Source organism: Streptococcus sp. 29896 (assembly GCF_032594915.1).
Lineage (GTDB): Bacteria > Bacillota > Bacilli > Lactobacillales > Streptococcaceae > Streptococcus > Streptococcus suivaginalis.
Genome location: NZ_CP118733.1, coordinates 984553 through 998406 on the forward strand (window position 1 = coordinate 984553; position 13854 = coordinate 998406).

Consider the following 13854-nt stretch of genomic DNA (forward strand, 5'->3'; position numbering starts at 1 on the left):
TAGAGGAACCAAATGAATCTAAAAATTTCTTTCTCACCATTATGGAGAAAAATTGCTTCATTAAATATGACCCAAAAAGAATTGCAAACTGTAACAGGACTGGGTTCAAGCACATTAACCAATCTTCGCAATGATGATTGTGTTACAACTGATACTATCCTAAAATTATGTATTGCTTTACAATGTGAATTAAATGAAATAATTGAATTAACAGGAGATAACGATGACAAAAAATAATGTAATTGACCTGTTCTCTGGTGCAGGTGGTTTAAGTCAAGGTTTTAAACAAGCAGGTTATAATATTTTAATGGGAGTAGATTTTGATGATGCTGCTCTCAGAACTTATGGTCATAATCTAAAAGATTCTATTGCTCTGAAAGCGGATCTTTTTGATGAGGAAACCGCGATAAAAGAAATCGAAGAAAATCTGAATGGAAACACAGTAGACGTTGTGATTGCAGGTCCCCCATGTCAAGGCTTTAGTTTAACAGGTTCTAGAGATATTAATGATTCCCGAAATAAACTTTATGTAGCTGTAGTTCATGCAGTAAAGCATTTTCAACCAAAAGCATTTTTGATTGAGAATGTTCCTGGAATGGCTACTCTTTATAAAGGAAAAGTTAAAGAGCAAATTATTAATACGTTTGAGGATATGGGATACAATGTAAGTGTTACTGATAAACCATTGTTAGCCGCTGACTATGGAGTTCCTCAAATGAGAAAAAGAATGTTTTTTGTTGGATTCAGAAAAGATTTGGGCTATGATTATTTCACATTTCCAGAACCTACACTCACTCCTGAAGATTACATCGGTACTGCAGATGCAATTTCAGATTTACCTTCATTAGTTGATGATATGGGTGAAGAAAATATTCCATATTTTACAGCTGCTCAGAGCGATTACCAAAAGCTTATGAGAAAAAATTCTTCGACCATACATAATCATATTGGCACAAAACATACTGATGAGGTCAAATGGGTCATAAGCCAAGTGCCTGAAGGCGGCAATCATAAAGATCTCCCAGAAGGTGTAGGTACCTCTCGTAAATTCAATGAAGCATGGACAAGATATCACAGCCAAAAACCTTCCAAAACAATTGATACTGGTCATAGAAACCATTTTCATTACAAATGGAATCGCGTTCCTACTGTACGAGAAAATGCTCGATTACAATCTTTCCCTGATGATTTCGAATTTTTAGGGACAAAGACACAGCAAAATAAACAGGTTGGAAATGCTGTTCCGCCTCTATTAGCACAAGCTATAGGGGAGAAAATGGCAGAACACTTGAAAGAAGGGAAAGTGAATGATAAATAACATTGAGTTATTTGCAGGTGCAGGTGGTTTAGCTGATGGATTAGAACAATCAGGAAATGTCCATTTGCTAGCATCTGTAGAGTGGTTAAAACCACAAGTTAGAACTTTAAGGAAACGATTAGAAACAAAATATAGTATTAAAGATGCTTCGGAAAGAGTTTTGAATTTCGATATTCAACGGACTGAAGAGCTTATTAATGGTTGGAATAACGATACAGAATTTGAAACCTCAGTTGGATTAGACAAATTGATTGGTGGGAAATCAGTTGATATGATTTCTGGCGGTCCTCCTTGTCAGGCTTATTCACTTGCAGGTAGAATACGGGATAAGAACGGCATGAAAGATGACTATCGTAACTTCCTTTTCGAGTCTTATATTCGACTTGTGGATTATTACAAGCCTAAAATAATATTGTTTGAGAATGTTGAAGGGATGTTAAGTGCAATCCCTACTGGTGAAAATATTACTGACCTGATTAGAAATGGATTTGATTCAATAGGCTATGAAATTATTGATGATCTTAGAAAATACGCGCTAATAGATTTATCAAATTATGGTGTTCCTCAGAAGAGAAAGCGTGTAATTATTCTTGGGGTCAGAAGAGACTCTAAAGATACCGACTATCAAAAAATTCTTCGGTCATTTTATACAGAGTTACTTCCAAGTAGGATGACTAAAGTAAAAACAGTCAGAGATGCTATAAGTGATTTACCTCCAATTTATCCCTTAAAAGAACAAATCGGTAGAAATGCTTATGATAATTCTAATGCTGTAAATGGTCACTCATCACGATTCCATAGTCTACGAGATCAAAAAATATTCAATTTACTAGCACAAGATATTGTAGATGGTACAAAAAAATATACCTCGGCAGAGGCTTTGAAACAATTATACTTTGAAACAACTGGAAAAAATTCAAATGTACATAAGTATCATGTTTTACGTTGGGATGAACCAAGCAATACAATACCTGCACATTTGAAAAAAGATGGACTTCGGCATATTCATCCTGATCCCAATCAAAAACGTAGTATTACTGTTAGGGAAGCAGCGCGTTTACAAACTTTTGATGATGATTTTGAATTTAATGAGTCTCAGTTGGCAAATTTTGAAATGATTGGCAACGCCGTACCCCCTCTCTTTGCAAAAGTTATCGGTGACCTACTCCCGCAATTTTTAAAGCAAATAAAATTAGAAGAAATAGAATAAAAAAAGAAGGCAATTCGAAAGCCTTCCAAATGTGGTGAACGCTTTAAAGCTTCACCATTTTATTTTTTATACCGAAAAATCAGCATAATAGACACCTTCTCCAACTAAAGATAGTGTAACAGTATTACGACCATATGCTCTCAATGTTTCCATTGTAATTTCTTCCGTTAGTCCTACTCCTAATCGTTTTCTTAGATATCTACCTAAGATACTTTTTTTAGAAACTCTTTCTCCATCCATAAACACCTGTTTTTGTGAGTATGATGCAAGCTGTTTTGGATATTTTTTTTCTTCAAAAGTTTGAACTCCTTCTAAAGATGCCTCCATTATGACCCCGTCGTCCCATATTAATTCGATAGGGTCTGAATTTCGTTTCCTTCGTCCTTCAGGTGTAGTAAATTCAGGATCAAGAGGTTTTATTAGTTTATCGTTGTTCTTGATTACTTCTTTTGGAATGCGAATGTATGCATCACCCGGAGCGACATGACCATTACTTAGTCCCCAGTTTAATCCACTACTTCTAGGAACTATGCCTTTCTTAGGATCAAAAAGCGGTATATTAACTGAGTAGTTTACATTATCTTGAAAACTATCCGATCGAACTGTTGTATTTGGTTGAAAATCAACAATTTGTTGATTCTTTTTCAAAATTGGTGAGCTTACAGAATTTTCGATAATAAATTTGTAATAGTCATCAAGTGGTTCAAAAGTATCTCTCGTTGCATCCGCTAACGATTCCCTATAATCAGTCCTTAGACCATTTGATGAAAAATTAGCTGAGCCTATCAGTGCAGACAATGTTTTACCGTTCTTTTTCCAGATATAAATTTTAGAGTGTATCTCCCTTGTGGTGAAAAGTAAGTTTAAATTTGGATTGCTTTGTTCGATAGTTACTAATGAATTCCATAATCTAGCATCTAATCCGCTAGGGTACATTCCCCCTATCACAGTGACTTTTATATTTTCTAATTGTTCCAATCTTTTAATTGGTGCGGGTCCTAGAAAACCACTAATGATAATAAATTCATCGGGATAATCAGATAGTAATTCATGTTTAGCAAAAATAATTTCTTCTAACCCTTTCGTAAATAACATATACCTCTCCTTTTCTCTTTGAAAAACATCAGCAAACGCTCATCTAGTTACTGATGTAACCGAAATTAATAATATAATTCATCTTTTAGTGATTCAATAAATTCAGTATAGAATCTCCTAATGCTAGCAGAAACATATTCGTGACTTTCTGACTTAGTATTTTGCAGAAGGGTTGTATAACTTGTCAATTGCTCTACCTCAGACAATTCCACATCAAATCTCTTCACTTTGCAAAGATTGCTAAAATCATCAAGAAAAGTTGATAATGTTTCGATGTTATCTGTTCCATAGACATTTTTACTTAGACGAATTTTTAAATTGCCAAGCTCACTATCTAAATTATCAAAAATATCTTCAAAATCCATATTATCCTCCAATTTTATTCAGTTAGTTCCTCTATTTTTATATCTAGAAACTTTGCGATCTTAATCGCAGTTTTAATCCATTTTTTTAAATAGACCAGGAAATATCTTCTGAGCCTCATTCAAAGCTTGATCAAACCTAGCTTTATCAATATAATTTGATACTTTGCCTTCTGGCTCACTAAAAGCATCATTCAAACTTTCAATCATTTCGTTCCAATAGGCATTTGACATATCAGATTGATTAGTTTGCTGTTTAACCAATTGTTCTCTTACTTCTTTTAAAGCTATATCAAGTTGATTAACTGAGTAATCGAATAAGTATGGGCGAATATGATCTCTTAATGCATCTTTACAAGCCTCGACATCATTGAATGTAGCATATTGGTACAGAATATCTAAAACACCGTTAGAAAACGATTTAGGAAGGTCTGAGTGAGTGTTGCTATTTATAGTTGAATTCATTCCTTAATTCCTTGATTTATGATTATGTTGGATTGATTTCTGATGTCCAAGTTTTAAATTTCAAGCTAATATATAGCATTACATTGAACAACTTCAAGAATTCTGTTTTTGAAATTTCACCTGCCCATCTCCCGTGGCCAATCATATGTCGGTTAGGTTTGTCTAACGTAAAACGTTTTGTATCTTTGAAAAATTGATACAACCACTCAAAGAAACCTAAATCTGCAAATGACTTACTTAGTAGTGATTTGTCTAACTTAGATACTGCACCCGTTCCAACAGGCATTTTAGGTGCATCACTTAATATTTCAGAGAATCTTGTCAGTGCCCCATCAATTGCTAATGTAGCAAGAGAATACGCAGCGTAGTAATTATTTGATTTGTAACAATCTAGCATTGAATCTAGTAAAGTAGCTGGGTAACATCCAACTTCGTAAATTCCTTGAATTTCGCTCTCTTCAGAAAGAAATTCATCTAGAGCATTGATCCAATCTTTTTCCAGTTCAGCAAATTCTCTGTTCCTTAGCCTGTCATAAATTCCAATCTCATTAAAAAAAATTACCCATCCATTTTTTGCAAGTTGACGAACATTTATAACAATCTCGTCAATCTCTTCCTGACTATACTCAGTATTAAACTTCTTGAGTATTTTTGCTACATCAGAAAATACTTTTGAATAACTTAAATCTACATTTGCCAGCAGTCCTTTAACAGATTCAGTTATCGAATTCATGGCTGCCAGATACTCTTCGTTTACGATTGGGTAAATTTTAGGTATTGAGGAAGAGATAGCATTTATAAGCTTAGTATCAATAATCGAATTAAAATTTGATGGAAGATAAGTCTTTGCTACAAGATTTGCAGCGAGAGCTGATGAAGCTAAAGAAGACGCGTTTATTCGTTCTATAGAATCTTGAAGGGAGTTCACTGCTGATATCAGTGCAGTATTATTGACAATGTTAGAAATTGCTTTTTGGTTAATTGTTGGAAGACTTATTCCATCTTTGAGCTTTTCAGGTTCAATATTTGTCATAGACTACTCCTCCTCAAAATATAAATTTATTATATCATGAAAAACTTATTTAGTCGGTTTACTTTTCTAATCTCCTCCAAAAAAAGAAACTGAGAGAAAATCTCAGCTTCTGGAGTTGATTAGAATTAAATCTTATTTTTTGTCATTGGACAATAGTTATAATTTTTAAAATCTTTCTGGTTATAGTATAAAGAAGGATATCCTAGATGATGGTAATCAATTAAAAGAGGGTAGATAGTCTTGCCTTGAAGATAACAAATTAATCTGCAACCTTGTGATAGACCAAATTGCCATAAAGTTAATTGTTCGGTATGTAAATTATGCAATCGTTTAATGGCTGAACTATACAATTGATAAGCATCATCTTCCATGGGAATAGTGTGACAATGTTTAAATCCCTGTTTCCCAGGCTCCCAATCTTTAGTTATTTTGGGTATCAATTCAGTTAAAATTTGAGTGATAAAGTCTGCGTATTCATCACTATCTTTTAAAAAAGTAGTGAATTCACCCTTCTTAAATGACTGTAACCAATTTTTATATTGAAAATCGAATGTCACATTTGATTTTGGTAACTCTGCTGTAGGTATTCGACTCCCATTAGGTTTGCTTACATTTGGAATCTTTTTTCGTTTTTTCATTAGACCAATCTAGTTGAATAATATTCGAAGATAGTTTTATAAGACAGCTTCTTATTTGAGCTTTCGAGTGGTGATAACCCCTTTCGAGCTTCTTGCCAAGGAAGTTCATTGTGAGTGAGCAATTCTAAATCACTTCCATTAAATTTCCCATATATCTCTAGCACATCATTAATATTTTCAATTTCATCGCCATTAAAATCTACTTCAACATCAGTAAAGTAAGGAGATTTAGAAATAACTTTGCCACCAAATTCTTTAAAGCAAGTGTATACTTCAGGTATAACAGGACCGTGTACCCATGCCTCAAAATCAGCCTTGAATAAAAGATATTGTTCAAAATCTTCGGACACATTCTCCGCCGTTAATGCTAGATGCCATGATTGAACATAATAAAGTAATTTCTGCAATTTTTTAGGAGTTACTTCAGGTGCTTCAGAAATTAAATAATTGATAGTAGCTTTTAATTTATTATCCATTTTTTGCCCCCTATTAAAGATTTGAGAGATCTTATTAGTAACAAAAACAATATTCCTAATAATATTGTATCACACTTGTCAAGTACTACATGTAGGGTTGAAGTTTTTAAATATCCACAATATATTGTTTGTTTTTAAAATAAAGGTAGAACTATTTGATGGATAGCCTAATATTAAAGAACTACACTTTGAATGTTGATTTTAACAAGAAATAAAAAATAGAATTATCCCCCAAAATCCTTTATAATAGAATGTAGCTGAAAAAATGTACTTTTGAAAGTGCTGAACTTCATCAAATTGTGGATGCTAAATGTACTTTTCAAAAGAGATATAAAGAATAATATAAACTAATCATTATGTACAATAAATAACCCTATTCAAAAGTACAAAACAAAAATAAAGTACATTTTTTGAAGAATGTACTTTATACTTCTATCTCAGTATTATCAAGGGTTTAGTCCATGTTAGGTCAATTGTTCATAAATTTTTAGTTTTACTGCTATATAACTAGAAATTTTTTTCACGCCCAAAATTTCAAAAATCTACATTATTTCACGGTAAACTTACTGAGCATTAGAATCTCCTTCGCAACCTCTTCTGGCTTCAAACTGTCTGTGTTTAACCTTTGCCCAGGAATATGACTTTCAAAAGCTTTTAAACAAACATCAAGATGTTTTTTGGCCCAGATGTTGTCTTCATTGACTCGATTGTCTAAACGTTCTAAAATGGTTGTTTTGTCAGCTAACAAAATATAATGTTCCAAAGGAATCTTATCCTTTATCAATTGCTGAATAATCTCCTGATAATATTCTTTCTTATAGATTGTCATGGGAATAATAATAGTCTTATCAGTTTTAGCCGCTAAATCAAATACTATTTTATAAGTAATCTGTCGCCAAACGGAATAATCTTGAAAATCTTCAGGACATACAGTCTGAGGTAATTGATGTTGTAAGAAATCACCTAGTAACTTGGGATCATATAGATACGAGTTTTCTATTCGTTTGTGTAATATATTTGCTAAAGTAGTCTTGCCGACACCGAATGGGCCGTTTAACCAAATAATCATACAGTATTCCTTTCTATTTTTACAAAAAAAGTTTACACAAAATAAATTATGTAAACTTTTTTCTTCTATAAAATCAATAAAACGTACAATACTAGGACACTAATGATACTAAATAGCGAACCAATTAAATAGTATTCAGCAAAGGCTTGGCTTTTGGATATTTTATCATAGCGTGCGATGGACTTTGCTGTAAATACCAGTCCGATAGCTGTGTATTGTCCTAGAAGCAGAAAAATTCCCATTATGAGGCGCTCCAACTGACCAATCAAGGCTCCTGCACCTGTCACAGTCTGCTCTTCTTCTCCTTCCACTACCTGATATTTGCTAAAGTAGAGTTTGAAAAGAATATTGACGGGCTTACTGATTAGAAGGATAAAAAGGATTTGCAGGAGGATATAATTTGGTTCAATCCAGAGTGAGTGTGAAGCGACATTGACACCGATAGTGTGATAAAGAATGATGACAGAGATGATATGTAGCAATTGATCCGCTAGGAATGCTCCAGCTTCCCAGGAGTCCTTTATCCAATGGTGTTTGTTGAGAAAATATTTGACATAGTCAATCGCAAGATGGCTCAGCCAAACTTGAAAAAATAAATCTCCGTTTTGAACGGGGGGCAGTAAGGCTAGAATAAGAAGAGGGATAGCAACAATGAAAAGGTGCATGAAAAGAGCTTTTAAATGAAGCTTTTTATCATCTGCCAGTGCTTGACTTTGGAAGGTGAAATCACTTAAAAAGTGAGCAATAAGCAAGGCGGTTAAAACTGGATGTTGAATAAGATAGCTAGAAATAACTGAAAATGACATGCTTTATCCTTCTTTCTGACTGAGCTGGAGAATCAAATTCATGGCAGTTTGACGATTACGCAGGTAGAGTTTGATTCCACTGGATTTCAAACGTTTGGTAAAGGCGCTTTGACTGAGTTTCATTTTCTCAGCAATTGGCTTTTGTGTGAAATCTTCTTGATAGATTTTTTGGGAGATTAAGGTTTCAAACAGATCCGTTTGTGAACGATTCCAGGCAGCTTTGATGAAATCGCTAGAAGTTAGCAAGGGGTTGATCACACGATCGATTTGCTTGTATTCAGATGAAAATGCAATTTTGCTGGTGCCGTAGTCATGGTTGTCATGAATGAAGTCAATAGCCTTGCGTGCTTCCCAATAAGCTGGACCATCTGCTCCAATACTTAGCTTGGGATCGATAGCTGTTAGAATCTCACCCAAACCAATTCCAAATCGAATCTCCACCTCATCACGAAAGGCTAATTGGATTTGGTCAATCATCAAAAAGATATAAGAGTTAGGCTTGCATAAAGCTTGAAATTCATCTCCCTTTGTAATGGTAAAAGGTGATGCGAAGTCCGGAGCGAAGGAATGATTGATTCTATTCAGCTGTTGTTTTAGCCGCTCTTGAATACTAGAGCGGTTGGAAGTCTGTTTTGAATTGACAATATCTCCTATTATTGCGATATAATTCATAACTTGTCCTCTGTTTTCTATTATATTTCCATTATAACGGACAATGTAAATATTGTCCACCAAAAGGGACAATTTAAATTATTTCCGTTATAATGGAAAGTAATTGGGCTCGAAAATGATTTTTTCTGCTTTGCTACTTCTATTTTATATTGCTGTATCTTACTTCTTCGAATAAAAAGTAAAAAAGAAGAGATTATTTTCTCTTCTTTTTGGCTTTCTTGATTTTATTGGCTTGGCGTTTCATGGCTTGTTTCATAGCAAACTCGCCGATTCTACCTTTCAAGCCGCCTCCAAACATTTGGGACATGTCAGGCATACCAGCCCCTCCCATCAGTTGGCTCATATCCGGCATGCCTGCACCGCCCATCATATCTTCAAGAGCAGACATATCCATACCGTTCATGTTTGGCATGTTTTTAGGGAGATTATTTGGGTTAATTCCCATTTGTTTCATCATTTTGTTCATGTCGCCTGACATGACACCCTGCATCATGGTTTTCGCTTGGTTGAAATCCTTGATAAATTTATTGACTTCGACAAAGCTATTTCCAGAACCGTTAGCAATACGACGACGACGGCTAGGTGTTAACAATTCAGGATTTTCACGTTCGGCTGGTGTCATAGAAGATACGATAGCTCGTTTTCGTGCAATTTCACACTCGTCAACTTTCAAGTTGGCAAGGGCTGGGTTACCAGCCATACCTGGAATCATCTTCAGCAGGTCTTCCATTGGTCCCATATTCTGAACTTGGTCCAATTGATCGATGAAATCGTTGAAATCAAAGGTATTTTCACGCATTTTTTCAGCGAGTTCCAATGATTTTTTCTCATCATATTCTTTGCTGGCTTTTTCAATCAAGGTCAGCATGTCACCCATGCCCAGAATACGTGAGGACATACGGTCTGGGTGGAAAGTTTCGATGTCGGTGATTTTTTCACCAGTACCGGTGAATTTGATTGGCTGACCAGTAATGTGACGGACAGACAAGGCTGCACCACCACGTGTATCGCCGTCAATCTTGGTCAAAATCACACCAGTAATAGCCAGTTGATCATTAAACTCACGCGCAACGTTGGCAGCTTCCTGACCAATCATGGCATCGACGACCAGGAGGATTTCGTTTGGCTGAGCAAACTCTTTGATTTCTCTCAATTCGGCCATAAGGGCTTGGTCAATCTGCAAACGACCGGCCGTATCAATCAAGACATAGTCATTGTGATTGGCTTTAGCTTGCTCCAAACCTTGACGAACGATTTCAAGTGCTGGAACCTGGTTTCCCAATTCAAAAACAGGTACATCAATTTGTTGACCAAGGGTCTTTAACTGGTCAATGGCAGCTGGACGATAAATATCGGCAGCAATCAAGAGTGGACGGGCATTCTCTTCCTGCTTGAGTTTGTTAGCCAACTTACCTGTGAAGGTCGTTTTACCAGCACCCTGCAAACCAGCCATCATAATGATAGTTGGAATTTTGGGTGATTTGATAATTTCTGAAGTTTCAGAACCCAATACTGCCGTCAATTCTTCATCAACGATTTTGATGATTTGTTGAGCAGGGTTCAGAGTGTCAATGACTTCATGACCGATAGCACGTTCACGTACCTTTTTGATGAAATCTTTGACAACTGGAAGGGCTACGTCGGCTTCTAGTAAGGCCAGACGGATTTCCTTGGTTGCTTCCTGAATATCACTCTCAGAAATTTTTCCCTTACGGCGAAGGTTTTTAAAGACGGATTGTAGACGCTCCGTTAAGCTTTCAAATGCCATTTTCTTCTCCTTAATCGCGATTATCTATACTGGACAAAATCAATAATTTTTCTTTTAAAGCCTCATCATCTGAATAAGCTTCTAAAAGTTCATCCAAAATTTGACTCCGGACTACATAATCAGAGTACATGTGCAGTTTCATTTCATAATCCTCTAATAACTTTTCGGTCCGTTTGATATTGTCATAAACAGCTTGACGGCTTACTTGAAATTCTTCTGCGATCTCAGCTAAACTATAATCATCCGCATAGTAGAGCTCGATGTAATTCATCTGCTTGTCTGTTAGTAAGGCAGCATAGAATTCAAATAAGGCGTTCATTCGGTTGGTTTTTTCAATTTCCATAAGATTTATTATACCAAAAATCTCTTCTCTTGATAACTTTTCAAATCAGTTTCTTATTTTGTTTACATAATTTTTGTTATGCAACATCAATTGTTCTCTAGGTAGAACTCAAAACGTTCCCCGACATACTGACTATTGACAAATTCAAAAGCCTGACCATTTTCCAAATAGGAAACTTGGCGCAATGCTAGGATAGGATGGTTTTTTGAAATGTGCAACAGCTTGGCAATTTTGTCATTTGCAAGGCGGGCATAAATGGTTTGCTGAGTTTTCCCAAGTTTAAATCCGTTTTTGGTTAGGGTTTTATAGAACTGATTGGTGACCTCTTCTTTTTTCATGTCTTGGATAAGCCGAGCGGGAATACTAGCTACTTCATAGACAACCGGAACCGCATCCGCAAACCGCACGCGCTCCATTCGTATCACAAACTCTCCTTTTTCCAAGCCCAATAAGTCAATCTCTTTTTCATTCGGTTTTGTTTTAACGAAAGACAGGACACGACTTGAAGGTTCTTTTCCCTGAAGTTGGACAATTTCAGAAAAAGAGGTCGTTCCGCGCATCTTTTCTTGAACACGGGTATTGGCAACATAGGTTCCTGATCCAACTTTTCGTTGCAACACACCTTCTTCTACTAAGAGGGTAATTCCCTGGCGCAAGGTCATACGGGAAACACCAAATTCTTCTGCCAAATCTCGTTCACTCGGCAGTCTTTGGCCGATGGCCCAAATGCCCTGATCAATTTGTTCCTTAATTTTATCGTGAATCGTTATATAAGCTGCTTTCATCCTGGCTCCTTTATCCCTTCTATTTTATCAAAAAAAATACAATTTAACTAGAATTTCCCAAAATCATCCTCAAACAGAGTAGTCGAAAACTTTCTTAAAATATTTTGTGATACAACTGCAATTTCCGAACAAATAAAAAACATATTTCTTACTTCGATAGGCTTTACATGTTTTATAGCTTCTTGTGGAAAATAGTCTGGATTTATGTTAGAATAAAAAACATACATTTAAAATTTTCAAAAGGAATGAGGACAGAATGACTAAACAAGATGTTCAAAAGATTATTGTTCTGGATTACGGTAGCCAGTACAATCAACTCATTTCACGTCGTATTCGTGAATTTGGGGTCTTTTCTGAATTAAAAAGCCACAAAATTACTGCAGCTGAAATCCGTGAGCTAGCTCCGATTGGTATCGTACTTTCAGGTGGACCAAACTCCGTTTACGCTGAAAATGCCTTTGATATTGATCCAGAAATCTTTGAATTGGGTATTCCTATCTTAGGGATTTGCTATGGTATGCAGTTAATTACCCATAAATTGGGAGGTAAGGTTGTTCCTGCTGGTGAGGCTGGAAATCGTGAATATGGTCAATCAAAGCTTCAACTCAAGGCTGAATCAGCCCTATTTGCTGGAACGCCTGAAGAGCAATTGGTTCTCATGAGCCACGGTGATGCAGTAACTGAAATCCCTGCTGATTTCCACCTGGTTGGCCTATCTGCTGACTGCCCTTACGCTGCCATTGAAAACACGGAACGCCGTATCTACGGTATCCAGTTCCACCCAGAAGTTCGTCATTCTGTCTATGGAAATGATATCTTAAAAAACTTTGCTCTTTCTATCTGTGGAGCAAAGGGTGACTGGACAATGGAAAACTTTATCGATACAGAGATTGAAAAAATCCGCCAGACTGTTGGGGACAAGAAAGTCTTGCTCGGTTTGTCAGGTGGTGTTGATTCTTCTGTTGTTGGGGTTCTTCTCCAACGCGCTATTGGTGACCAGTTGACCTGTATCTTTGTTGACCACGGTCTTCTTCGTAAGAATGAAGGTGATCAGGTTATGGAGATGTTGGGTGGCAAGTTTGGTCTCAATATTATTCGCGTTGATGCTGCTAAGCGTTTCTTGGATTTACTTGCTGGCGTATCTGACCCTGAGAAGAAACGTAAAATCATCGGTAATGAATTTGTTTACGTCTTCGACGATGAGGCGAGCAAGTTGACTGATGTTGAATTCCTAGCGCAAGGAACACTTTATACCGATATTATCGAGTCAGGAACGGATACTGCTGAGACAATCAAATCTCACCACAACGTTGGTGGTCTGCCAGAAGATATGCAGTTCAAGTTAATAGAGCCACTCAATACTCTCTTTAAGGACGAAGTTCGCGCCCTTGGTACTGCTCTTGGTATGCCGGATGAAGTTGTATGGCGCCAACCATTCCCAGGACCAGGCCTTGCCATTCGTGTCATGGGTGAAATCACGGAGGAAAAACTTCAAACTGTTCGCGAATCTGACGCTATCTTGCGTGAGGAAATTGCAAAAGCGGGTCTTGACCGCGATGTGTGGCAATATTTCACGGTTAATACTGGCGTTCGCTCCGTAGGTGTCATGGGAGATGGTCGTACCTACGACTACACTATCGCTATCCGTGCTATCACTTCTGTCGATGGAATGACAGCTGACTTTGCCAAACTTCCATGGGAAGTCCTACAGAAAATCTCTGTCCGTATCGTAAACGAAGTCGACCACGTCAACCGCATCGTCTATGATATCACAAGTAAACCACCAGCAACCGTTGAGTGGGAGTAAAACAGTC

Annotated in this window: 16 protein-coding genes; 4 read left to right on the forward strand and 12 right to left on the reverse strand. The window is 36.5% G+C overall.

The features are described from left to right. The first annotated feature begins 12 nt into the window (after positions 1–12). Genes PXH68_RS04565 through PXH68_RS04575 form a run of 3 tightly spaced genes read left to right on the forward strand, consistent with a single transcriptional unit; the run spans position 13 to position 2528 of the window. Complete coding sequence (locus PXH68_RS04565) at positions 13–237, forward strand: helix-turn-helix domain-containing protein (RefSeq protein ID WP_248028925.1); 225 nt, start codon at positions 13–15, stop codon at positions 235–237. Beyond that, entirely contained in the window at positions 224–1318 is a 1095-nt protein-coding gene (locus PXH68_RS04570; protein ID WP_316716039.1) for a DNA cytosine methyltransferase, read from the forward strand. The genes PXH68_RS04565 and PXH68_RS04570 overlap by 14 nt, the downstream gene beginning before the upstream one ends. Next, entirely contained in the window at positions 1308–2528 is a 1221-nt protein-coding gene (locus tag PXH68_RS04575) for a DNA cytosine methyltransferase (protein ID WP_248028895.1), read from the forward strand. Before PXH68_RS04570 ends, PXH68_RS04575 begins: the two co-directional genes overlap by 11 nt. 66 nt (positions 2529–2594) lie before the next feature. Here PXH68_RS04575 and PXH68_RS04580 read toward each other — a convergent pair whose 3' ends face one another. The 12 genes from PXH68_RS04580 to PXH68_RS04635 form a co-directional block, all read right to left on the reverse strand. Beyond that, positions 2595–3623, reverse strand: a complete 1029-nt coding sequence (locus tag PXH68_RS04580) for a restriction endonuclease PLD domain-containing protein (protein WP_248028893.1) — start codon at positions 3621–3623, stop codon at positions 2595–2597. Positions 3624–3688: 65 nt separating this feature from the next. Then, positions 3689–3988 carry a hypothetical protein gene (locus tag PXH68_RS04585; RefSeq protein WP_248028892.1) on the reverse strand — a complete coding sequence of 100 codons (300 nt, stop codon included), beginning with the start codon at positions 3986–3988 and terminating at the stop codon, positions 3689–3691. 72 nt (positions 3989–4060) lie between these two features. Further along, the gene (locus PXH68_RS04590) at positions 4061–4450 is read right to left on the reverse strand and encodes a hypothetical protein (RefSeq protein WP_248028891.1); all 390 of its coding nucleotides are present in this window, start codon (positions 4448–4450) and stop codon (positions 4061–4063) included. Between the two features lie 22 nt (positions 4451–4472). Beyond that, positions 4473–5483, reverse strand: coding sequence for a hypothetical protein (locus PXH68_RS04595; protein ID WP_248028889.1), 1011 nt, complete (start codon positions 5481–5483; stop codon positions 4473–4475). 125 nt (positions 5484–5608) lie between these two features. Next, entirely contained in the window at positions 5609–6121 is a 513-nt protein-coding gene (locus tag PXH68_RS04600; protein WP_052506624.1) for a hypothetical protein, read from the reverse strand. Then, positions 6121–6597 (reverse strand): Panacea domain-containing protein, encoded by a 477-nt coding sequence (locus PXH68_RS04605; RefSeq protein WP_044692863.1) that lies wholly within the window; start codon positions 6595–6597, stop codon positions 6121–6123. The genes PXH68_RS04600 and PXH68_RS04605 overlap by 1 nt, the downstream gene beginning before the upstream one ends. Positions 6598–7144: 547 nt before the next feature. After that, positions 7145–7666, reverse strand: coding sequence for an AAA family ATPase (locus tag PXH68_RS04610; protein ID WP_248028888.1), 522 nt, complete (start codon positions 7664–7666; stop codon positions 7145–7147). A gap of 65 nt (positions 7667–7731) precedes the next feature. After that, positions 7732–8472 (reverse strand): DUF3307 domain-containing protein, encoded by a 741-nt coding sequence (locus PXH68_RS04615; protein WP_172061737.1) that lies wholly within the window; start codon positions 8470–8472, stop codon positions 7732–7734. A 3-nt stretch (positions 8473–8475) separates the two neighbouring features. Then, positions 8476–9144, reverse strand: coding sequence for a SatD family protein (locus tag PXH68_RS04620; protein WP_044681634.1), 669 nt, complete (start codon positions 9142–9144; stop codon positions 8476–8478). Positions 9145–9337: 193 nt separating this feature from the next. Next, positions 9338–10912 (reverse strand): signal recognition particle protein, encoded by a 1575-nt coding sequence (ffh, locus tag PXH68_RS04625; RefSeq protein WP_248028887.1) that lies wholly within the window; start codon positions 10910–10912, stop codon positions 9338–9340. A gap of 10 nt (positions 10913–10922) precedes the next feature. Beyond that, positions 10923–11255, reverse strand: coding sequence for a putative DNA-binding protein (locus PXH68_RS04630; RefSeq protein WP_158454904.1), 333 nt, complete (start codon positions 11253–11255; stop codon positions 10923–10925). Between the two features lie 86 nt (positions 11256–11341). Next, entirely contained in the window at positions 11342–12040 is a 699-nt protein-coding gene (locus tag PXH68_RS04635; RefSeq protein WP_158454906.1) for a GntR family transcriptional regulator, read from the reverse strand. A 256-nt stretch (positions 12041–12296) separates the two neighbouring features. Here PXH68_RS04635 and guaA point away from each other — a divergent pair, with 256 nt between their 5' ends. After that, positions 12297–13847 carry a glutamine-hydrolyzing GMP synthase gene (gene guaA, locus PXH68_RS04640; protein ID WP_248028886.1) on the forward strand — a complete coding sequence of 517 codons (1551 nt, stop codon included), beginning with the start codon at positions 12297–12299 and terminating at the stop codon, positions 13845–13847. Positions 13848–13854: the final 7 nt, after the last annotated feature.

Coding starts and splice junctions, on each gene's coding strand:
- PXH68_RS04600 (WP_052506624.1), bottom strand. CDS start 6,121: ATGAAAAAACGAAAAAAGATTCCAAATGTAAGCAAACCTAATGGGAGT.
- PXH68_RS04595 (WP_248028889.1), bottom strand. CDS start 5,483: ATGACAAATATTGAACCTGAAAAGCTCAAAGATGGAATAAGTCTTCCA.
- guaA (WP_248028886.1), top strand. CDS start 12,297: ATGACTAAACAAGATGTTCAAAAGATTATTGTTCTGGATTACGGTAGC.
- PXH68_RS04570 (WP_316716039.1), top strand. CDS start 224: ATGACAAAAAATAATGTAATTGACCTGTTCTCTGGTGCAGGTGGTTTA.
- PXH68_RS04610 (WP_248028888.1), bottom strand. CDS start 7,666: ATGATTATTTGGTTAAACGGCCCATTCGGTGTCGGCAAGACTACTTTA.
- PXH68_RS04630 (WP_158454904.1), bottom strand. CDS start 11,255: ATGGAAATTGAAAAAACCAACCGAATGAACGCCTTATTTGAATTCTAT.
- PXH68_RS04590 (WP_248028891.1), bottom strand. CDS start 4,450: ATGAATTCAACTATAAATAGCAACACTCACTCAGACCTTCCTAAATCG.
- PXH68_RS04585 (WP_248028892.1), bottom strand. CDS start 3,988: ATGGATTTTGAAGATATTTTTGATAATTTAGATAGTGAGCTTGGCAAT.
- PXH68_RS04605 (WP_044692863.1), bottom strand. CDS start 6,597: ATGGATAATAAATTAAAAGCTACTATCAATTATTTAATTTCTGAAGCA.
- PXH68_RS04635 (WP_158454906.1), bottom strand. CDS start 12,040: ATGAAAGCAGCTTATATAACGATTCACGATAAAATTAAGGAACAAATT.
- PXH68_RS04575 (WP_248028895.1), top strand. CDS start 1,308: ATGATAAATAACATTGAGTTATTTGCAGGTGCAGGTGGTTTAGCTGAT.
- PXH68_RS04565 (WP_248028925.1), top strand. CDS start 13: ATGAATCTAAAAATTTCTTTCTCACCATTATGGAGAAAAATTGCTTCA.
- PXH68_RS04615 (WP_172061737.1), bottom strand. CDS start 8,472: ATGTCATTTTCAGTTATTTCTAGCTATCTTATTCAACATCCAGTTTTA.
- ffh (WP_248028887.1), bottom strand. CDS start 10,912: ATGGCATTTGAAAGCTTAACGGAGCGTCTACAATCCGTCTTTAAAAAC.
- PXH68_RS04620 (WP_044681634.1), bottom strand. CDS start 9,144: ATGAATTATATCGCAATAATAGGAGATATTGTCAATTCAAAACAGACT.
- PXH68_RS04580 (WP_248028893.1), bottom strand. CDS start 3,623: ATGTTATTTACGAAAGGGTTAGAAGAAATTATTTTTGCTAAACATGAA.